The organism is Streptomyces sp. NPDC007157, from assembly GCF_040634235.1.
In the GTDB taxonomy this organism is placed as follows: Bacteria; Actinomycetota; Actinomycetes; order Streptomycetales; family Streptomycetaceae; genus Streptomyces.
The window spans coordinates 1-18,932 of record NZ_JBEYFE010000004.1; the positions used below are offsets into that span (position 1 = coordinate 1).

16 protein-coding genes, 1 tRNA gene and 1 pseudogene are annotated in these 18,932 nt (G+C 72.1%); 10 read left to right on the forward strand and 8 right to left on the reverse strand.

The genetic code is table 11. The annotated features are described in order from the left end of the window. Nucleotides 1-51 precede the first annotated feature (51 nt). On the reverse strand, nt 52-639 hold the full coding sequence (locus tag ABZ642_RS07970) for a muconolactone Delta-isomerase family protein (RefSeq protein WP_360478941.1): 588 nt from the start codon (nt 637-639) through the stop codon (nt 52-54). 106 nt (nt 640-745) lie between these two features. On the opposite strand from ABZ642_RS07970, the pseudogene ABZ642_RS07975 reads away from it, so the two are divergent. Beyond that, nucleotides 746-940 (forward strand): annotated as a pseudogene (locus ABZ642_RS07975) (SpoIIE family protein phosphatase); the annotation flags it as partial. A 12-nt stretch (nt 941-952) separates the two neighbouring features. Here the strand turns inward: ABZ642_RS07975 and ABZ642_RS07980 are convergent. The 3 genes from ABZ642_RS07980 to ABZ642_RS07990 are packed head-to-tail and all read right to left on the reverse strand — an operon-like array spanning nt 953 to nt 4,068. Beyond that, nucleotides 953-1,480, reverse strand: coding sequence for an NUDIX hydrolase family protein (locus tag ABZ642_RS07980; protein WP_360480129.1), 528 nt, complete (start codon nt 1,478-1,480; stop codon nt 953-955). Between the two features lie 42 nt (nt 1,481-1,522). After that, nucleotides 1,523-2,668 carry an amidohydrolase family protein gene (locus tag ABZ642_RS07985; protein WP_360480132.1) on the reverse strand — a complete coding sequence of 382 codons (1,146 nt, stop codon included), beginning with the start codon at nt 2,666-2,668 and terminating at the stop codon, nt 1,523-1,525. Next, the gene (locus tag ABZ642_RS07990) at nt 2,665-4,068 is read right to left on the reverse strand and encodes a glutamine synthetase family protein (protein ID WP_360478944.1); all 1,404 of its coding nucleotides are present in this window, start codon (nt 4,066-4,068) and stop codon (nt 2,665-2,667) included. The genes ABZ642_RS07985 and ABZ642_RS07990 overlap by 4 nt, the downstream gene beginning before the upstream one ends. A gap of 269 nt (nt 4,069-4,337) precedes the next feature. On the opposite strand from ABZ642_RS07990, the gene ABZ642_RS07995 reads away from it, so the two are divergent. Next, nucleotides 4,338-5,192: a Cof-type HAD-IIB family hydrolase gene (locus ABZ642_RS07995; RefSeq protein ID WP_360478947.1), complete on the forward strand. Its 855-nt coding sequence runs from the start codon at nt 4,338-4,340 to the stop codon at nt 5,190-5,192. Nucleotides 5,193-5,330: 138 nt separating this feature from the next. Here the strand turns inward: ABZ642_RS07995 and ABZ642_RS08000 are convergent, their stop codons facing one another. After that, a complete protein-coding gene (locus ABZ642_RS08000) occupies nt 5,331-6,218 on the reverse strand; it encodes an SDR family NAD(P)-dependent oxidoreductase (RefSeq protein ID WP_360478949.1) in 888 nt (295 codons plus the stop codon). 71 nt (nt 6,219-6,289) lie between these two features. Between ABZ642_RS08000 and ABZ642_RS08005 the strand changes: the two genes are divergently transcribed. After that, complete coding sequence (locus ABZ642_RS08005; protein WP_360478952.1) at nt 6,290-7,222, forward strand: LysR family transcriptional regulator; 933 nt, start codon at nt 6,290-6,292, stop codon at nt 7,220-7,222. A 13-nt stretch (nt 7,223-7,235) separates the two neighbouring features. Here ABZ642_RS08005 and ABZ642_RS08010 read toward each other — a convergent pair whose 3' ends face one another. Continuing rightward, nucleotides 7,236-7,706, reverse strand: coding sequence for a DNA starvation/stationary phase protection protein (locus ABZ642_RS08010; protein ID WP_360478955.1), 471 nt, complete (start codon nt 7,704-7,706; stop codon nt 7,236-7,238). 181 nt (nt 7,707-7,887) lie between these two features. Between ABZ642_RS08010 and ABZ642_RS08015 the strand changes: the two genes are divergently transcribed. The 5 genes from ABZ642_RS08015 (at nt 7,888) to ABZ642_RS08035 (ending at nt 10,254) form a co-directional block, all read left to right on the forward strand. Beyond that, nucleotides 7,888-8,661 carry a sulfite exporter TauE/SafE family protein gene (locus ABZ642_RS08015; RefSeq protein ID WP_360478958.1) on the forward strand — a complete coding sequence of 258 codons (774 nt, stop codon included), beginning with the start codon at nt 7,888-7,890 and terminating at the stop codon, nt 8,659-8,661. A gap of 103 nt (nt 8,662-8,764) precedes the next feature. Then, nucleotides 8,765-8,929 carry a 50S ribosomal protein L33 gene (gene rpmG, locus ABZ642_RS08020; RefSeq protein WP_360478961.1) on the forward strand — a complete coding sequence of 55 codons (165 nt, stop codon included), beginning with the start codon at nt 8,765-8,767 and terminating at the stop codon, nt 8,927-8,929. Between the two features lie 69 nt (nt 8,930-8,998). After that, a complete protein-coding gene (locus ABZ642_RS08025; RefSeq protein WP_360478964.1) occupies nt 8,999-9,259 on the forward strand; it encodes a type B 50S ribosomal protein L31 in 261 nt (86 codons plus the stop codon). A 34-nt stretch (nt 9,260-9,293) separates the two neighbouring features. Then, nucleotides 9,294-9,416, forward strand: a complete 123-nt coding sequence (ykgO, locus tag ABZ642_RS08030; RefSeq protein ID WP_046728129.1) for a type B 50S ribosomal protein L36 — start codon at nt 9,294-9,296, stop codon at nt 9,414-9,416. A gap of 91 nt (nt 9,417-9,507) precedes the next feature. After that, on the forward strand, nt 9,508-10,254 hold the full coding sequence (locus ABZ642_RS08035; protein ID WP_360478967.1) for a cobalt-precorrin-6A reductase: 747 nt from the start codon (nt 9,508-9,510) through the stop codon (nt 10,252-10,254). Between the two features lie 36 nt (nt 10,255-10,290). On the opposite strand, the gene cobF is transcribed toward ABZ642_RS08035, so the two are convergent. After that, complete coding sequence (cobF, locus tag ABZ642_RS08040) at nt 10,291-11,073, reverse strand: precorrin-6A synthase (deacetylating) (RefSeq protein WP_360478970.1); 783 nt, start codon at nt 11,071-11,073, stop codon at nt 10,291-10,293. A gap of 43 nt (nt 11,074-11,116) precedes the next feature. Then, nucleotides 11,117-11,635 (reverse strand): DUF309 domain-containing protein, encoded by a 519-nt coding sequence (locus ABZ642_RS08045; protein WP_360478973.1) that lies wholly within the window; start codon nt 11,633-11,635, stop codon nt 11,117-11,119. A 103-nt stretch (nt 11,636-11,738) separates the two neighbouring features. Between ABZ642_RS08045 and ABZ642_RS08050 the strand changes: the two genes are divergently transcribed. Continuing rightward, a tRNA-Pro gene (locus tag ABZ642_RS08050) sits at nt 11,739-11,812 on the forward strand. A gap of 844 nt (nt 11,813-12,656) precedes the next feature. Further along, on the forward strand, nt 12,657-18,920 hold the full coding sequence (locus tag ABZ642_RS08055; protein WP_360478976.1) for a DNRLRE domain-containing protein: 6,264 nt from the start codon (nt 12,657-12,659) through the stop codon (nt 18,918-18,920). Nucleotides 18,921-18,932 lie beyond the last annotated feature (12 nt).

Genomic DNA, 18,932 nt, shown 5'->3' on the forward strand with positions numbered 1-18,932 from the left:
CGCCCCGCTTGCGGCCCGGCCCCCGCGACGGCGTCGCAGGCGGGAGCCCCCTCACGTCACCTGCGCCGGGTCGCTGGGGTGGCGGGTCAGCGGCACCGTGTCGACGGTGCGCCAGCCGGCCACCGGGCCGGAGTGCAGGATCTCCCGCAGCCGGTCGGCCCCGGGCGCCTGCCACAGGCCGATGGCGCGGTCCCGGTCCGGCAGCGTCCACAGGCGGATCAGACGGCCCTCGGCGGCCACGTCACCTGCCCGCTTCGACCCCGCCGGGCTGTCGGACCCCGTTCCGGACGGTCCCTCCACGGCGAACGTGACCAGGTACTCCTCGCTGTCCGCCGCGACCGGGACCTCGCCGCGGCCCGGATCGGCGGGGTGCGGGCCGAGCTCGGTGGGCTCGTCGGTCCGCCAGACGCGCAACGGCATCGCGGCGAGCGTGCGCTCCAGCGCGTCCGGGCCCTCGTCGTCGAACAGGCCGATCGAGCGCCATTCACCCGGTCCGAGCGGCGGCCGCCACAGCCGCAGCAGCCGCCCCCGCGCGGCGAGTTCGCGGCTGTGCGCGGCCTCCCGCGTTCGGACCTCGGCCACCTCCCGCTCCGTCGTACCGTCCGGCACCCGGGTGGTCATCGTGACCAGGTACTCCATCTCGGCCCTCCTCGGTGGTCGGCCCTTCCAGGATCGGCCCGGCCGGCCACTCGCGCTCTTCCGGCGACCGGCCGGAGTACCCCAGGCGCTGCCGCGGCCGCCCGCCGCCGCACGCACCCTCGCCGACCTCGACATGGCCCCGGACGAACTGCTGAGCCATCTGGACGACCTGGTCAGCGACCGGGGCGAGGGCTTCTACGCCACCTGCCGGTACGCCGTCCACGACCCGGCGGGGCGCCGGTGCGGCCACTCCGTGGCCGGTCGTCCGCCGCCGGTCTTCGTTCATCCCGACGGCACCGTGCACCGCGCCGACTCAGCCCACGCACCCCACGTGCGCCAGGGCCTGCTTCAGCAGCACGCCGTGACCGCCGGGCATCTCGCCCTGGACGGTCTCCGAGATCGCCTCCCGCGGGCTGAACCACACCAGGTCCAGGGCGTCCTGACGGGGTCGGCAGTCCCCGGTCACCGGCACGATGTAGGCCAGCGACACCGCGTGCTGACGCGGGTCGTGGTACGGCGTGACACCCAGCGTCGGGAAGTACTCGGCCACCGTGAACGGCTGCAGGGAGGCCGGCACCCGGGGCAGCGCGACCGGGCCGAGATCCTTCTCCAGGTGGCGCAACAGCGCGTCACGGACCCGCTCGTGGTGCAGGACACGGCCGGAGACGAGGGTCCGGCTGACCGTTCCGTCCGGGCCGATGCGGAGCAGCAGTCCGATGCTGGTGACTTCGCCGCTGTCGTCCACACGTACGGGCACGGCCTCCACGTACAGGATCGGCATACGGGCGCGAGCCATCTCCAGCTCGTCGGAGGACAGCCAACCGGGCGTGGTTTCGGTCATGTCAGACATTGCTTGATCATACTTTCCGGGTGGGGCGCGCGCTCAGTCGCGGCCGGGGTCCGATACGGGAAGTCCGTAGAGGCGACGGGCGTTGTCGCGTCCTGTCCAGGCGGCGATCCTCACTGCGTCGGCGGTGCTCAGCTCGTCGGCGTCCACCCGCTCCTGGAGCACTCCGGCCAATCCCTGCCGGAAGGACAGCGCACCGAGATGGTGGAACTCCGCCACACCATAAGCGTCCGAGCTGTACAGCAGTTTGCGGAACGGAGTGATCTCCATCGCCTCCGCCAGCACCGCGCCCGCCCGGGCCGGGCCCACATAGTGCAGCGCGAGCCCGACGTCGAGGTGCACATGCTCGAACACCGTGGCCAGATAGGCGGCTTGGCGCTGGTACGGCCAGCAGTGCAGCAGCAGGACCGGGACGGTGCCGGCGGTCAGCCGCAGCCAGTCGGTGAGCAGGGCCGGGTCAGCCAGGTGCAGCCGCAGGTCCGAGTCCCCGAAACCGGTGTGGAGTTGGAGCGGCAGTTCGAGGGCGACGGCGGTCCACAGCAGATGCCGCATCAGCACCGGGTCCGTGAGCCTGCCGCCGCGCGCGAACCACAGCGCGGCCGCCCGGGTCACCTCGGCGTACGTCGGCCGCGCCGGATCCAGGTCGAAGCCGGTGCGGTAGGCGGCGACCGACTTGACCGCGACCACCCCCGGCCGCCCTACCGCCTCCTCGGCCGCCGCCCGGAACGCGGCCGCGTACTCGCCGGCGTCGATGCCCCGCCCGGCCACCGCCTCGGCGATGCTCTCCAGCCGGACCACCTCGTAGGCGGCGGCGCCGGACGCGTCCGCGAGGTCGGCCGGCGAGGTGACCGGGTGCGGGGCGTAGCCGGTGTCCACGCAGAACGTCTCCGCGTGCGCGGCCGTGAGGAACCGGCGGTTGACCTCCTGCCAGCCCAGTTCAGCCCGGCGCGCCAGGTAGTCGGCGGCGGGCGCGTGCCGCTCCAGGTCGAGCAGGGGCGCGCAGTGCCGTCGTACGGCCACCCCGACCGGACTGTCGAACGGTGACACGCCCGGCCGGACCGCGCCCTCGGTGAGCAGCGACTCGAACTCCGCCGGGCCGAGGTCGGCGGTGACCGCGCCGTGGCAGTGGTGGTCGACGAGGGGGAGCGCGTCGAGAGCCTCCCGGACCGGTCCCGCCATCAGTACTTCCAGCGGTAGGCCGCCGCCACCCCGGCGTCGTCGAGCCCGGCGACGGCCGCCGTCTCGCCTTCGCGCACCGCGACCACCGCGTCCGCGAGGACCGGGCCGAGGGCCGCGCGCACCACCTTGTCCTCGCGGAACGCGTCCACGGCCTCCGTCAGCGAGGTCGGCAGCCGTCGTACGCTCCGGGCCACCGCCTCGTCCGGGATCAGCCGGGCCGGGTCGTCGACGACCTCCTCGGGGAGGGCCGCCCCCGAGACGAACCCGTCGAGTCCCGCGGCGATGACGCAGCCGAGGGCGAGATACGGGTTGGCGGCCAGGTCGGCCGGCTTGACCTCCAGATTGGCGTCCTGGCTCTGATGGCCGGTCGTGCCGGTGATGACCCGGACGCCGGTCTCCCGGGTCTCCCGGCCCCAGGCCGTGAACGCCCCCGCCCACTGCGAGGGCTTGAGCCGCAGGTAGCTGGCCGGGCTCGGCGCGATCACCGCCGTCAGCGCGGGCAGATGGGTCAGCAGCCCGGCCACGAAGGACTCGGCCTCGCCCGTCATGCCGTACCGGCCGCCGCCCCCGGCGTGCAGATTGACCCCGTGATGCCAGACGGAGAGGTGGAGGTGGCCGCCGTTGCCGACGCCGCGCTCGGTGACGGCCGGGGAGAAGGAGGCCCGCAGGCCGTGCCGCTGCGAGACCGCGCGGATGGTCTGCCGTACCAGCACGCTCTGATCGGCCGCGGCCACCGGATCCAGCGCGTCGGTGGAGAGCTCGAACTGGCCGGGGGCGTACTCGGGGTGGAACTGGGCGACCTGCACCTGCTGCGCGTCCAGGGCCGCGAGCAGGTCGGCGGCGTAGTCGCTCAGCTCGATCTGCCGGGCGGCGCCGTACGCCGGGCCCTGGGCCGCCGGGGCGAACTCGTCGGCCGGGGCGGCGGCCCGGCCGAGCGCCCACTCGATCTCGACGCCCGCCTTGAAGGTGAGGCCGAGCCGGTCCTCGGCGTCGGCGACGGTCCGGCGCAGGAAGGTGCGGCTGCACCCCGGGTGCCGGTGGCCCTCCTGGGTGATCCGGTCGACGGGGGCCCAGGCCCAGCCGGGCTGTGCCGCCAGCACCACCAGACGGTCCAGGTCCGGGTAGAGGCGCAGATCGCCGTCGGGCGAGCCGAGGACGTCGGTGCGCACGATCGCGTCGTTCGCCAGGAAGGTGTCGAACACCGGGGACATGCCGACGCCCCACGCCACCGCCTGCTGGAGCCGCTGCCAGGGGACCGTCTTCGCCCGGCAGATCCCGGCGGTGTCCACATACGCCAGCACGATCGCCCGCACCCCCTGCGCGGACAGCTCATGGGCGAGGGCATGCGCGCGGGCGAGATCGCCGGGGCGCCCGCCGGGCACGGGGTCGACAAGGGGTGGCATACGACGTCCTCCTCCTCGACGGGCTCGGATGCACACGTCCGGGCCAGCGTTTCACGGCGACCGCGCCGAACTGCGGTACCGGCGCCGGGGAGTCGGCCCGGCGCGCCACCGCGGGCACGGCACCGGGCCCGGCGCCGGCGGATCGAGGCCGCCGGCGAGGTGCCGTTCGGTGATCGCGCTGTCACAGGAGTCTCCACGGCCGTTTCCGGTCCCGTCGGCCGCGTGAGGGACACTGGTGTGCGAATGCCGTCTCTCACCGGAAGCAGGACATGCCCGTCTCGCCCGCGTCCCTCCTTGACCCGCCCGGCCTCCCGGCCGGCCCCGCCGACATCCGCCTCGTCGTCACCGACATGGACGGCACTCTCCTCGACGACGAGAAGCGCATCCCCGAGGGACTGTGGCCGACGTTGGCCGAACTGCGCCGCCGCGGTGTGCTGTTCAGCCCGGCGAGCGGCCGCCAGTACGCCACCCTGGCCCGCCAGTTCGCCGACGTCGCCGACGGCATGGTCTTCATCGCGGAGAACGGCACCTATGTGGTGCGCGACGGCGTCGAGCTCAGCTCGGACGTCCTGGACCCGGCCGTCGCGGCCGACCTCGCCCGGACCGTACGGCGGCTGGTCGCGGACGGCGTCGACGTGGGCGCCGTGGTCTGCGGCAAGCGGTCCGCGTACGTGGAGCGCACGGACGAGGCGTTTCTCGCCGAGGTCCGCCGCTACTACGTCGAGCACCGGGTCGTCGACGACCTCACGGCCGTCGACGACGACGTGATCAAGGTCGCGCTCTTCGACTTCGGCCCGGCCGAGCGCACCACCGCCCCGGCGCTGGCCGGCTTCGCCGGCACCCACCAGGTGGTGGTCTCCGGGGAGCACTGGGTCGACGTGATGAACCGCACCGCCAACAAGGGCACCGCCCTGCGCGGCCTCCAGCGCGAGCTGGGCATCACCCCGGCCCAGACCATGGTCTTCGGCGACTACCTCAACGACCTGGAGATGCTCGACGCCGCCGAGTGGTCCTTCGCCATGGCCAACGCCCACCCGGACGTCATCAGCCGGGCCCGCCACCTCGCCCCGTCGAACAACGACAACGGCGTGCTGCGCACCGTCGCCCGGATCCTGGGCCTCTGAGCCGGACGGTGAGCTCGCCCCGGGCGAGGGTTCGGCCGACGAGGAGTTCCTGCCGCCGGGGTGCCGCGGGCGGCCAGGGCGGAACTCCTTGCCGTGAGCCGCTGGACGGCGCTGTGCTCGACGTCCACGGTTCGACGCTCATGGCTTGACCAGGCGGTCCTGCTCCACGGGAGGTGTGCCGTCGTGCCAGGGCAGAGGCTTGCCGAAGCGGACCAGCTCGCCGTAGAGGGCCGGGTCGACGTGGTCGGCGAAGACCAGGTCGAGGACGGCGCGGGCGGCGTCGGCGGGGGACTGGGCCTGGCTGTAGTCGCTGAACCAGGGACGGGAGGTGGCGGTGTCGACCATGCCGGGACAGACCGAGGCGATCAGGGTGCCGGAGGCCAGGTCCTGCTCCCGGCGTCCGGCGGCGACGGCGCGGACGGCGGCGACCTGGGCGACCTTCGAGGGCACGTTCAGCCACACGGGCCAGCCCGCCTCGGTGGCGGTGTGGTGGTGGACGGCGCTGCGCCAGGACTCCACGGCGTACTCGACCTGGTCGAGGCTCGCGCCGTCGAAGAGGTGGTGCAGCCGGGGGTCGAGATGACCGAGCGTGCCGAGCGAGCTGGCGACGACCAGCAGCCGGCCGCCCGGACGCAGGACGGGACCGAAGGAGCGCAGGAGCGCGTGGGTGGCGGTGTTGGAGACGTCGATGAACTCGTCGGCCCGCTCCGACTGCGACTCGTCGGGCAGCACGCGGGCGACCGCGTTGGAGACCACGATGTCCACCCCGCCGTGGCGGGCGCGGAGTTCGCCGGCGAGGCGGGCGATGGCGTCGGTGTCGGTGACGTCCAGGACGCGGCCCTCGACCCGGGCGCGGGTACCGGGCAGCCGGGCGACCTCGACGGCCGCCTCCGTCACGCGCCGCCGGTCGCGGCCGGTGAGCAGGACCAGGTCGTCCGGGGCCAGCCCGGCGGCGAGGCCTTCGACGAGGGCGCGGCCGAGGCCTTGGTTGGCGCCGGTCACCAGGGCGATGCGGGAAGTCTTCATGCCCACCACGCTAGGAACGCCGACTTCATGAGTCCAACGAAAGTTCGGCACCGCTGGTATGCGTAAACGTCATGGACTTCAACGATGTGTCGCTCACCGCGCTGCGGGTCTTCCGCGCGGTCGCCGAACAGGGCACCTTCACCGCGGCCGCCGCCACGCTCGGCTACACCCAGTCCGCGGTCTCCCGGCAGATCGCCGCGATCGAGCGGGCGGCGGGCGCGGAACTGCTGGAGCGCCGGCGCGACGGAGTGCGGCTCACCCCGGCCGGGCGGGTCGTCATGCGGCGCGCGACCGTCGTCCTAGACGAGATCGAGGCGACCGCGCGGGAGCTGTCCGGCCTGCCCGAAGGGGCCGGGACGGTCCGGCTGGGCTGGTATCCCACCGCGGGTGCCGTACTGGTGCCCCGGGCCCTGACCACGCTCCGCCGGACCGACCCCGCACTGCTGGTCACCGGCCGCGAGGGCACCACCCCGGCTCTGGTCCGCGCCCTGCGCGCCGGGAGCCTGGACCTCGTGCTGATCGCGTCGGCGCCGCCGTTCCGGGCGCCGGACGCGGAGTCACCGCCGCTGGCGGTCCAGACCCTCACCGAGCGCGCCCTGTGCCTCGCGCTGCCGTCCGCCCACCCGCTGGCCCGCGGCGACTTCGTCGATGTGGCCGACCTGCGCGGACAGCGCTGGATCGCCGGCCCCGCGGCCGGCGAGGACCGGTTGATGGGGGTGTGGCCCGGGCTGGACGAGCGGCCCGAGATCGTCCACACCGTCCGTGACTGGCTCGCCAAACTCCATCTCGTCGCGGCCGGCTGCGGGTTGACCACCGTACCGGCCGCCCTCGCCGCCGCCGCGCCGCCGGGCGTACGGATCCTGCCGGTACGCGGCGGACCTCAGGAACAGCGGCGCCAGCTGCTGGCCCGGCTGCCCCATCCGCCGACGGAGGCGGTCACCCGCGTGGCGGCGGCCCTGCGGGCGGCGGCGCTCGAAACGGACGTACCGGAGGGGCCCAGGTGAGCCCTTCCGGATCTCAGTTGTTCTCGGCCGCGAACATCCAGCGCTGCTTCTCCAGGTCGGCGGTGACGGAGATCAGCAGATCCTGGGTGACCGGGTCGGCCTCGTCGGTCGCGGTGATCCGCTCGCGCAGCCGTCCGATCGCCGCCTCCAGCGTCCGCACCATCAGGTCGACGACCTCGTCGTCCCGAAGCCAGCCGTCCTTCGTGCCGGGCAGCGAGAAGGCCGCGGCGATCGTCTCCGGGCGGCCGTCCGGCGCCACGCCCAGCGCGGCGGCACGCTCCGCGACGGTGTCCGAGTAGGCGCGCGCGCCGGCGACCACCTCGTCGAGCTGCAGATGGATCGAACGGAACCGGGGCCCCACGATGTTCCAGTGCGCCTGCTTCCCGATCAGCGACAGCCCGAGCAGATCCACCAGGGTCTCCTGGAGGGCGGTCCCGGTGACCCGGAGCGCTCCTTCGGCCAGCGTGCTCTTCACCACGGTCATGCGTGCGATTCCCTTCGTCGTGCTGCGGTCGCCGACCGGGTGCCCGTGCCGGGCTGGCGCAAACGGGAGGGGCAGACGGGCCGTGGCGGTCGGCACCGCTCAGAGCGTCGCCGGTCCGCGGGGCGATCGGTGAGACGGCACCTACCGGATCGGCTTGTCCGGACATAGCATCGGTCCCCGCATGAACACCATGACCCTCTGGCACATATCCGGCTGGGAGTTCGCCGCCCTGGCCCTCGCCGCGCTGCTCGTCGGCTTCTCCAAGACCGCCGTCAGCGGGGCCAACACCGTCAGCCTCGCCGTCTTCGCCGCGATCCTCCCGGCCCGCGCCTCCACCGGCGTCCTGCTCCCGATCCTGATCGCGGGCGACGTACTGGCCGTCGCCACCTACCGCAGGCACGCCCACTGGCCCACGCTGTGGCGGCTGTTCCCCGCGGTCGCGGCCGGCGTGGTGATCGGCACGCTGTTCCTGGTGTGGGCCGACGACCGGGTCGTACGGACCTCGATCGGCGCGATCCTGCTGCTGATGGCCGGCGTCACCGTGTGGCGGCGCCGCAAGGCCGGCCGCCCCGACGACCCGGACGCGGTCACCACCCGGGCGGGCCGGGTGAAGGCCCGTTCGTACGGCGTCCTGGGCGGCTTCACTACGATGGTCGCCAACGCGGGCGGCCCGGTGATGTCGATGTACCTGCTGTCGGCGGGCTTCCGCAAGCTCGGCTTCCTGGGCACCTCGGCCTTCTTCTTCCTGATCGTGAATGTCACCAAGGTCCCCTTCAGTGCCGGCCTCGGGCTGATCGACGGCCATTCGCTGCTGCTCGACGCCGCGCTCGTGGTGTTCGTCGTGCCCGGCGCGCTGTTCGGCAAGTGGGCGGTGAACCGGATCAACCAGCGGCTGTTCGAGCAGCTGGTCATCGCGGCGACGATCGTCGGCGGGCTCCAGCTGCTCCTGCGCTAGCCGGTCCGGCACCCGGGAATGCGACCGGGGGGGTCGTTGTTACAACCATCGTGATTGACATGCTCGGATCAGTGATCCCGGGTGTGGGCGAAGGGAGAACCTCATGGCACGCAGCACCGCGCGTCCCGTCGTCAGGCTGAAGTCGACGGCCGGGACCGGAGTCACCTATGTGACCCGCAAGAACCGCCGCAACGACCCCGACCGGCTGGTCCTGCGCAAGTACGACCCGGTGGCCGGCTCGCACGTGGACTTCCGCGAAGAGCGCTGACCGCCGAGAACGACCGGGCCCGAACCCTCCGGAACCACCACCGGACCGAGGCCCCAGGAAGGAAACCCCATGAAGCCCCGCATCCATCCCGACTCCCGGCCGGTCGTCTTCCGTGACCGTGCCGCGGACGTCGCGTTCCTGACCCGCTCCACCGCCGACTCGTCCCGGACGGTCGAGTGGGAGGACGGCAACACGTACCCGGTGATCGACGTCGAGGTGTCGTCCGCGTCGCACCCCTTCTACACCGGCAGGTCCCGGGTCCTGGACAGCGCCGGCCGGGTGGAGCGCTTCGAGCGCCGCTACGGCCGTAGCGCCGCCGCCCGCGGCTGACCCGGCCCGCGACCGACACGAGGAGAACAGAACCATGAAGGTCCGCAAGTCCCTGCGCTCACTGAAGGCCAAGCCCGGCGCCCAGGTGGTCCGCCGACGCGGCGTGGTCTACGTGATCAACAAGAAGGACCCCCGCTTCAAGGCCCGCCAGGGCTGACGGGAGTCGCGTCCCACCACGGCCGCCCGGCCCCGCGCCGGGCGGCCGTCCCGCGTCCCGGCCCCGCCGACGGGCCCCGTACGCTCACCCCATGTCCGCGCACGTCCTCATCCTCGGCGGCACCACCGAGGCCCGCGAGCTGGCCGCCGCGCTCGCCGCGTACCCCGGTGTCCGCGTCACGACCTCCTTGGCCGGGCGCGTCACCCGGCCGGGCGCGCTCGCCGGGGAGGTGCGCGTCGGAGGCTTCGGCGGGGCGGAAGGCCTCGCCGACTGGCTGCGCGAACAACACGTGGACGCCCTCGTGGACGCCACCCACCCCTTCGCCGAGACGATCACCGCGAACGCGGCCCTGGCCGCGGCCCGGACCGGCGTCGCGGCCCTCGTGCTGCGCCGCCCCGGCTGGCGCCCCGGCCCCGGGGACCGCTGGCACCCGGTCGCGTCCCTGTCGGCCGCCGCGGACCTGCTGCCGCGCTTCGGTCCCCGGGTCCTCCTGACCACCGGACGCCTGGGCCTGTCCGCCTTCGTCCACCTGACCGACCGGCACTTCGTCGTGCGCTCGGTGGAGCCCCCCGAGCCCCCGATGCCCCCGCACACCGAAGTGCTGCTGGCCCGCGGGCCGTTCACGGTGGCCGCCGAGACCGCGCTGCTGCGCGAGAACCTGATCGACGTCCTGGTCACGAAGGACAGCGGGGGAGCGGCGACGGCCGCCAAGCTCACGGCGGCACGCGAGCTGGCCCTGCCGGTGGTCGTCGTACGGCGGCCACCGCTGCCGGCGGGGGTGACGGCGGTGCCCGACACGGCAGCCGTACTGAAGCGGCTGGACCTCGAACCCAGCTGACCGGTCAGGGGTGTTGAGCCCAAACCCCGGCACCGCTCAGCTCTCCTTCGCGGCCCCCGGGTGGCGGCGCAGCAGATACGTGTCCATGATCCATCCCTTGCGCTCCCGCGCCTCGGCCCGCAGCCGTTCGATACGCGGACCGGCCTCGGCGATCGGACCGGAGACCAGGATCTCGTCGGGGGTGCCGATGTAGGCGCCCCAGTAGATGTCGATGTCCTGGTCCGCGTACTGCCGGAAGGCCTGGTGCGCGTCCAGCATCACGACCACGTCGTCCACGCCGTCCGGGAGCCCCTCGGCGAGCCGGCGCCCGGTGGTGATCTGCACCGGCCGGGCCACCCGGTTCAGCGCGGTGCGGTGCCGGGCCACCAGCGCCGAGACACTGCTGATCCCCGGCACCACGTCGTACTCGAACGCCACCGCGCCGCGGGCCAGCACCTCTTCGAGGATCGCCAGCGTGCTGTCGTACAACGAGGGATCGCCCCACACCAGGAAGGCGCCGGTCTGCTCGGCGCCGAGCTCCTCGTGGATCAGCCGCTCGTAGATGTCCGCGCGGGCGCTGCGCCAGTCCCCGACGGCCGGCGAGTACGCCCCGCCGCTCGCACCCCGGTCCCGGTCCGGGTCCCGCGCCTCGACCAGCCGGTAGCCGCCGTCCGGTATGTGCGTGTCGAGCATGTCCCGGCGCAGCTGGGTGAGGTCGCTCTTGACCTCGCCCTTGTCGAGGAGGAAGAACACGTCCGTGCTCCGCAGCGCCCGGACCGCCTGGAGGGTGAGCTGGTCGGGGTCGCCCGCGCCGATACCGATGACATGAATCTTTCGCACGCCCCGAGTCTGCCGCATCCCACCGACAGCGGAACCCCCGGTACTACCGGGGGCCGCGCAACCGCGGCGCCTCGACCCCGGCCTCGACGCTCCCGGCGCCGCTCTCCACCCGCCCGGCCAGCTCCCGCGCCCACGCGGCGAGCCCGTCGAGCTCCATCCCGTGCGGCCGCCGGACCCCGCTGCCGGCCGCCCACTCCTCGACCGCGCCCGCGCCGCGCCGCAGCAGCCGCGCCCCGCCGGCGGCGTTCCCCCGGGCCGCGTGCGTGAGCCCCACGGCCAGCTGGGCCAGCCCCCGCCACAGCGTCCGCTCCTCCTCCGGCCCCGACTTCCAGGCGTCCTCGAACACCTCGTGCGCGTGGAAGGGTTTCCCGTCGTCGAGCAGCGCCTGTGCCTCGGCGACGGTCTCGGCCGGGGTCCGTACGACCCCCTCGGCCTGCCGCTCGACGCCCGGCGCGCCGTACGGCAGCGGCCGCCCCAGCCCGTCCCGCGGCCGAGCGCTGCGTGCCCGCCCCTCGGCGTCCCGGTCCCGTGCCCCTGCCCCGGCGTTTCCCATACGGCCCATACGACCGATTGTCCCCCGTCCTTCCGTCCTCTTTCGGTCCGCCCGGGGACGTGGGGTAAAGTGCTGTCCGCGTGATCACGTGGTTCGCCGCGAGTGAGCGCACCGGGACGTGGCGCAGCTTGGTAGCGCACTTGACTGGGGGTCAAGGGGTCGCAGGTTCAAATCCTGTCGTCCCGACTGGAGACAGTCGCAGGTCAGGGCCGGTTTCGGAGTCATCCGAAACCGGCCCTTGATTATTCTTGGGGACCAGTCGGGGGACCGGCGTCCTGGACCGGGGCCGGCGGGTGACGACGATCGGGCTCGGCGGCGAGCGCGGTGCACGCGGCGCGCTCAGGGCGCGCGAAGAGCGTCGCCCCGGCGGCCGTGATCTTGTGCACGTCGGGGTGCAGGTATCGCTGGGTCGTGGTCAGCGATATGTCGCAGGACGTGGACCCGCACGCCCGCGTCGGCGAACCAGGTCAGTCCGGCGTGCCGGAGGTCGTGGCGGCCCGGGTGCTCGTAGCCGAGCTCGGTGACCACATCCTCCCGGCGTGTGGTGTCGAGCGGGACGGCGGGGGAGATGCGTCCGCTGCGCGGACCGGTGAACAGGAGGCATCGGGATCGGGATCGGGGCCGGCGGACAGGACGCGCTGAGCCGCGAGCGTCACAGCCGACGCCGACGCCGACGCCGACGCTTGCGCTGCGCAGCACAGAGGTCCGCCTGGACGAGCCCCCGGCCGCCCGCACATCCCTCCAACCCCCTGTCGCGACCCCTGCGACCGACTCCTCGGTCTCTCTAAGTCCCCACGGGATAAATGGAGTTGGGGCTCACTCAGCCTTGTTCAAGAATTGGCAAAGGTTGACTCCGGCCGAGGGTGCCCCGCTCCCATTTTGCCGTCCCTTGCCATTGGTTGGCGCCTTTTGGATCAAGTTACTTTCACAGCGGCGTCACAGGTGTGACGCCGCATCACATAGTGAAACGGCGGGATTCATGACGATTCTCAGGAAGTCTGCGTTGCGAAGACGCAGACGGCGCGGGTCGATGGCCAACACGCGCTGGATGGCGAGCGCGGTGTCCCTCGCCCTGACCGTCACACTGCTCGACGGGGCTTGGGCGACGGCCGCCGCGCCCGCGCCGCAGAACCACAAGGCTCCCAAGAAGGCGGCGGCCACGCAGGCGGCGGACGTCCCCTCCGCGCGCGTGGCGGCCCGTCTGTCCGGCAAGCGGGTGGAGGCCCTCTCCGAGCGCACCGAGACCTCCACGACCTGGGTGAACAAGAACGGCTCGCTGACCACCGAACTCACCGCGGGCCCCACCCGGTTCAAGGACGCCGCCGGGAAGTGGCGCAACATCGACCTGGACCTCAGGCGTAGGCCCGACGGGACGGTGGAGCCCACGGCACACCCGGACGGGCTGCGGCTGGCGGGCAGTTCCGGCACCCCGGCCCGGTCGTGGCAGGCCGCGCGCAAGGCGAAGGCCACGGACCTGGCGACCCTGGGCGAGGGGAACCGGAGCATCACCCTCCAGTGGAAGGGCGGCCTGCCCAAGCCGAGGCTCAGCGGCCGCCGCGCGGAGTACGCCGACGCCGTGCCCGGCGCCGACGTGGTCGTGGAGGCCACCCGGTCCGGCTTCGAGCAGTTCGTCGAGATCAAGGAGCGCCCCGACGCGGGCGGTTACTCCTACACGCTGCCGCTGAAGGCCAAGGGCCTCAAGGCCAGGAAACTGGCTGACGGAAGCGTGCTGTTCACGGACGGCAAGAACAGGAAACGGGCTGTCATGCCTGCGCCAGTGATGTGGGACGCCGCCGTGGACAAGCGGTCCGGCGAGCACCTCCACAGGGCCCGGGTCGGCCTCAAGGTGGAGCAGAAAGGCTCCACGGTCGATCTGGTGGTGACCCCGGACCAGAAGTTCCTGAACGCGTCGGACACCAAGTACCCGGTCACCGTCGACCCGTCGACGTCCGCCCTGTCGAGCGTCTTCGACACCTACGTCCAGCAGGGTGAGACCGTCGACTGGTCCAGTGACGTCGAGCTGGACCTGGGCAATCCCGGCACGACGAACGCCGACGGCACCCCGCGGATCGCGCGGTCCTTCATCACCTGGAACACCGCGCCCATCAGCGACTCGCTCGTGTCGAACGCCAAGCTGTCGCTGTGGAACTTCCACTCCGGCAACACCGACTGCAACCCGCACTCCTGGGACGTGTGGGACGCGGGCAAGGCGTCGACGTCCTCCCGGTGGGCCTCTCCCAACCAGCCCGCGTGGAACCAGAAGATGGCCACGTCCACCGAGACCAAGGGCAACCCGGGCTGCACCTCGGCACCCGACGGCTGGGTCAACGCGGACGTCACCGACCTCGTCCAGACCTGGGCCTCCGCGAAGAACGCGACCTCCGGGATGGGCCTGCGCGCCCTGGACGAGAACAACGTCCAGCTCTGGAAGCGGTTCAACTCGGCGAACGCCGCCTCCAACGTGCCGAAGCTGACCGTCACGTACAACTACCGGCCCAAGACCGGCACCGACCAGCAGGCCGGCCCGCCGTTCTTCAAGGGCAGCAACGGCACCTGGTACGTCAACACCACGACGCCGACGCTGCGGGACACCTTCACCGACGTCAACAACGACAAGGTCGACGGCACCTTCGAGATCGACGACGCGAGCACCGGCGCGCAGGTCGGCGACTACCTGGTGTCGCCGTACGTGCCGAGCGGTCAGCCCGCGTCGGTGACCGTGCCGGCGGGAGTGCTGCAGAACGGCAAGACGTACAAGTTCCGCACCAACTCCTACGACGGCACCCACTACAACCTGGGCTGGTCCCCGTACGCCACGTTCACCGTGGACACCTCGGCGCCCTCCGCGCCGACCGCGGTGACCTCCACCGACTACCCGGCCGACCAGTGGGTCAAGGGCGTCGGCCAGGCCGGTGACTTCACGGTCACCCCGCCCTCGGGTGACCAGAACGGCGTCGAGTGGACCCTCGACGGCGTCTCCTGGACCACCGTGCCCACCAACGGCACCACCACTCCGGTGAAGATCAACATCAAGCCGGACACCGCGGGTACCAACGTTCTCTCGGTGCGCACCACCGACAAGGCGGAGAACAAGTCCGACCCGGCCGCCTACACCTTCCACGTGGGCCCCGGCGGCATCACCAGCCCGCGCGACGGTACCCGCACGGCGGCCCGGGTGCCGCTGGCCGCGGAGGCGGACAGCGCCAAGTACACCGGTGTGTCCTTCGACTGGCGGCGCGGTGACGCCGACGCCTGGACCCCGGTGCCCGCCGGGGACGTGACCGTCGGCGGACAGGCGCTGACCTCGTGGCCCGCCCCGCTCACCGCGGGCAAGAGCGCCAAGCTGACCTGGAACACCACCTCGACCGTCAATCCGGACGGTGACATCCAGGTCCGGGCCGACTTCACCGGATCCGCGGCCCCGGCGTCCTCCGACTCCATCGGTGTCGTGGTGGATCGCGGCGCCGACGGCGCCGCCACCACGGACGTCGGACCCGGCACGCTCAACCTGCTCACCGGCGACTACGGCCTGTCCGCCACCGACGCGTCCTTCTTCGGCATGACGGTGAACCGTACGGCCTCCTCCCGCTCGCCGCAGGCCGGCGCGGACGACGACCAGGCGCCCATCTTCGGCAAGGAGTGGCTGTACGGCGCCGCCTCCGACCAGGTGGACACTCCGTTCTCCTACCTGCGCAAGACCTCGGCAACCTCGCTGACCGTGGTCACGGCGGGCGACGGCTCCGAGATCCACTTCACCGCGGCCGCGAACGGCAACGACTGGGTGCCCGAGCCGGGCTCCGAGGACTACACGCTCACCGGTGCCTTTACCGGCGGGTTCTCCATCAGGAGCAGCAACGGGGAGGTCACCACCTTCACCCGCACCGCTACCAACAGCACCACCTGGCAGGCGAGCACCACCTACATCGACGGTGTGGCCGATTCCACCACCACGACCGTCTCCGAGCCGGTCACCGTGGGCGGGGTGCAGACGGCCCGGCCGAAGTACGTGATCGCGAACACCTCCGCGGTCCCGGCGTCGACCTGCCAGGGCGACCCCTCCGTCAAGGGGTGCCGCGTCCTGGAGTTCGTCTACGCGACCACCACGACCGCGACCGCCTCGGCGCCCGGTGACGTGAAGGACCAGGTCTCGGGCATCCGGCTGTGGGCGACCGCGCCCGGAGCCGCCTCCTCGACCGCCACCTCCGTGGCGGCCTACCGGTACGACGGCTCGGGACGCCTCGTGGAGTCCTGGGACCCCCGTATCTCCCCGGCGCTCAAGACCGTCTACGGCTACGACTCCGCCGGGCGCGTCACCGGCCAGACGCCGCCCGGCCTTCTGCCGTGGACGTTCACCTACGGCCAGGCCGGCTCGAACCCGGCGGCGGGTGACGGCATGCTCCTGAAGGTGTCGCGCGCCTCGCTCACCCCGGGCAGCGCCACCCAGACCAACGGCACCGCCGAGACGAACATCGTCTACGGCGTCCCGCTCAGCGGCGGCTCCGCACCGGAGGACCTCGGCGCCTCGGCGACCGCCTCCTGGGGCCAGAGCGACGTGCCCACCGACGGCACCGCCGTCTTCCCGGCCGACCAGGTGCCCTCGGGCCACGACGGTCCGGGCCTCGGCACCGGCGGTTACCAGCGGGCGACGATCCACTACCTGGACGCCTCGGGACGTGAGGTCGACCAGGCGACGCCCGGTCACCGCATCTCGGTCACCGAGTTCGACGTGTTCGGCAACACCGTCCGCTCCCTGAGCCCCGCGAACCGCGAACTGGCGCTCGGCGGCACGACCGCGCAGCGCGCGCAGCTCACGGATCTCGGCATCAACGCCCTCTCCTCCGGCGAGCGGGCCCAACTGCTGTCCACGGTCTCCGTGTTCAGCGCCGACGGAGTGCGCGAGACCGACACCTACGGTCCGCTCCACCAGGTCACCCTGGAGAAGAACCTGCTCAACGGCGCCACCACGGTCGCCGCAGCGGGCAGCCAACTCGCGGCCCGCACGCACACCGTCCAGGAGTACGACACCGGTCGTCCCACCGACGGGACGGCGACCGTGGAGGACCAGGTCACCAAGACGACCGAGGGCGCCCAGCCGCGCTCCTGGCCGACCCTGCTGGCCGACCCCCGGGTGACCACCAACACCATCGACTGGGTGAAGGGCCAGCCCACCGGCAGCACCCAGGACCCGGGCGGTCTGGGGATCACCACCGGTACCTCGTACGACAGCCAGAGCAGGGTCTCGGCCACTTCGCAGCCCGCCTCCGGCGGAAGCGACGCCGGAACGACCCGTACCACCTACTACACGGCGGACGGCACCGGCACCTGCGGCAACCGGCCCGAATGGGCCGATCTGGTCTGCCAGAGCGCACCCGCGGCCGCGATCACCGGCGGTGGCAGCAACCCGACCGGCCTGCCCACCAAGACCTTCGAGTACGGCGTCTACGGCCAGGCCACCAAGGTGACCGAGACCGCCAACGGGGTCACGCGCACCACCAGCTCCGCCTTCGACGCGGCGGGCCGGGCCACCACCGTCACTACCAGTGGCGGGACCGGCGCCGCCGTGCCCGCGGGCACCACGTCGTACGACCCCGCCACCGGGCTGCCGCTCAAGGACACCTCCACGACCGGCGGCACGATCAGCAAGACGTACGACGCGCTCGGCCGGGCGATCACCTACGGCGACGCCGACGGCGGCACCACCACGACGTCCTACGACGCCCTGGACCGGCCGCTGACGGTGACCGACAGCGTCCCGTCCACGACCACCTACACCTACGACACCTCGATCGACCCGCGCGGCCTCGCCACGTCGGTCGCCGACTCCGTGGCCGGCACCTTCACCGCGCGCTACGACGCCGACGGAACGCTGACCAGCCAGACGCTGCCCGGCGGTTACACCATGACGCAGAGCGCCGACCCGACGGGTGCCGCGACCAGCAGGGTCTACACCCGTACCTCGGACGGCACGGTCCTGGTCTCCGACAGCGTCACGCTGACCGTGCACGGCCAGCGGGCCACGCACACCGGTACGCCGGGTGTCACCGCGTCCCAGGCGTACACCTATGACGCGGCGGGTCGACTCACCCAGGTCCAGGACACCAGCACCGACGCGTTCTGCACGACCCGTTCCTACACCTACGACAAGAACAGCAACCGCAAGACCCTGGCGACGGCGACCGGCGCGGTGGGCGCCGACTGCACCACGAGCGGCGCGACCACCACGTCGTACAGCTACGACACGGCCGACCGTCTGGTGAACTCCGGCTACGTGTATGACGCGTTCGGCCGCACCACCAGCCGGCCGGGTGTGACGCTGGCCTACTACGCCAACGACCTGATCCAGCAGCAGACCGCCGGCACCAAGCGCCAGACCTGGAACCTGGACGCCACCCTGCGCCTGCGGTCCTGGACCACCGAGAGCAACTCCTCGGGCACCTGGACGCAGACCGCGTCCAAGGTCAACCACTACGGCTCGGACGACGACAACCCCCGCTGGATCAGCGAGGACATCGCCGGCACCGTCACCCGCAACATCCAGGGCGTGGACGGCAACCTCGTCGCCACCAGCACCAAGACGGGTGCGGTCGTCCTGCAACTGGCGAATCTGCACGGCGACATCACTCTGCAGCTTCCTTCCGACACCTCCGTAGCGCCGACCGTCCTGGACGCCGACGAATACGGCAATCCCAGGTCGGGCCAGCCCGCCGTACGTTATTCCTGGCTCGGTGGCAAACAGCGTTCCGACGAGACCGTCACCGGGCTCACTCTCATGGGAGTACGGCTCTACGACCCCACCACTGGCCGCTTCCTGTCGCTGGACCCGGTCCGGGGCGGCAGCGCCAACGCCTACGAATACGGCAGCGGCGACCCCGTCAACAGCTATGACCTCGACGGCCGGTGCAACAAGGAGTGCCACGAGTTCAGGGCGTGCATGAGCCTGGGCTACTCGAACTGCGTGTTCGTCACGTATCTGTCCGGCATCCTGAGCTTGAACATCAAGACCAACAAGGGCCGCCGCAACGCCGTGCGCCATTTCATCTGGCAGGCCACCCTGACCTACTTCTTCGGCGCGACAGCGGCCAAACGAATCGGAGACGCCCACGAATACGGGGAAAAATGCACACCGAGACACTGCGACACCGGCAGGGACCAGCACAACAACCGAGTCGCACGGATATTTGAGAGCAGTAGCTGGAACCGCAGCCAGACCCGCTACTGGCTGAACAGGGGACTGCTGCTTCAGTACCTCTACAACGTCGGCAACTACCTGTACCACTACGGCTATCTCTGGTAGTCGCCAGCACTG

What these genes read in the sequence shown, in the direction of transcription:
- ABZ642_RS07970 (WP_360478941.1), bottom strand. Translation starts at nt 639, where the DNA reads ATGGAGTACCTGGTCACGATGACCACCCGGGTGCCGGACGGTACGACG.
- ABZ642_RS07980 (WP_360480129.1), bottom strand. Translation starts at nt 1,480, where the DNA reads ATGACCGAAACCACGCCCGGTTGGCTGTCCTCCGACGAGCTGGAGATG.
- ABZ642_RS07990 (WP_360478944.1), bottom strand. Translation starts at nt 4,068, where the DNA reads ATGCCACCCCTTGTCGACCCCGTGCCCGGCGGGCGCCCCGGCGATCTC.
- ABZ642_RS07995 (WP_360478947.1), top strand. Translation starts at nt 4,338, where the DNA reads ATGCCCGTCTCGCCCGCGTCCCTCCTTGACCCGCCCGGCCTCCCGGCC.
- ABZ642_RS08000 (WP_360478949.1), bottom strand. Translation starts at nt 6,218, where the DNA reads ATGAAGACTTCCCGCATCGCCCTGGTGACCGGCGCCAACCAAGGCCTC.
- ABZ642_RS08005 (WP_360478952.1), top strand. Translation starts at nt 6,290, where the DNA reads ATGGACTTCAACGATGTGTCGCTCACCGCGCTGCGGGTCTTCCGCGCG.
- ABZ642_RS08010 (WP_360478955.1), bottom strand. Translation starts at nt 7,706, where the DNA reads ATGACCGTGGTGAAGAGCACGCTGGCCGAAGGAGCGCTCCGGGTCACC.
- ABZ642_RS08015 (WP_360478958.1), top strand. Translation starts at nt 7,888, where the DNA reads ATGAACACCATGACCCTCTGGCACATATCCGGCTGGGAGTTCGCCGCC.
- rpmG (WP_360478961.1), top strand. Translation starts at nt 8,765, where the DNA reads ATGGCACGCAGCACCGCGCGTCCCGTCGTCAGGCTGAAGTCGACGGCC.
- ABZ642_RS08025 (WP_360478964.1), top strand. Translation starts at nt 8,999, where the DNA reads ATGAAGCCCCGCATCCATCCCGACTCCCGGCCGGTCGTCTTCCGTGAC.
- ykgO (WP_046728129.1), top strand. Translation starts at nt 9,294, where the DNA reads ATGAAGGTCCGCAAGTCCCTGCGCTCACTGAAGGCCAAGCCCGGCGCC.
- ABZ642_RS08035 (WP_360478967.1), top strand. Translation starts at nt 9,508, where the DNA reads ATGTCCGCGCACGTCCTCATCCTCGGCGGCACCACCGAGGCCCGCGAG.
- ABZ642_RS08045 (WP_360478973.1), bottom strand. Translation starts at nt 11,635, where the DNA reads ATGGGCCGTATGGGAAACGCCGGGGCAGGGGCACGGGACCGGGACGCC.
- ABZ642_RS08055 (WP_360478976.1), top strand. Translation starts at nt 12,657, where the DNA reads ATGGCCAACACGCGCTGGATGGCGAGCGCGGTGTCCCTCGCCCTGACC.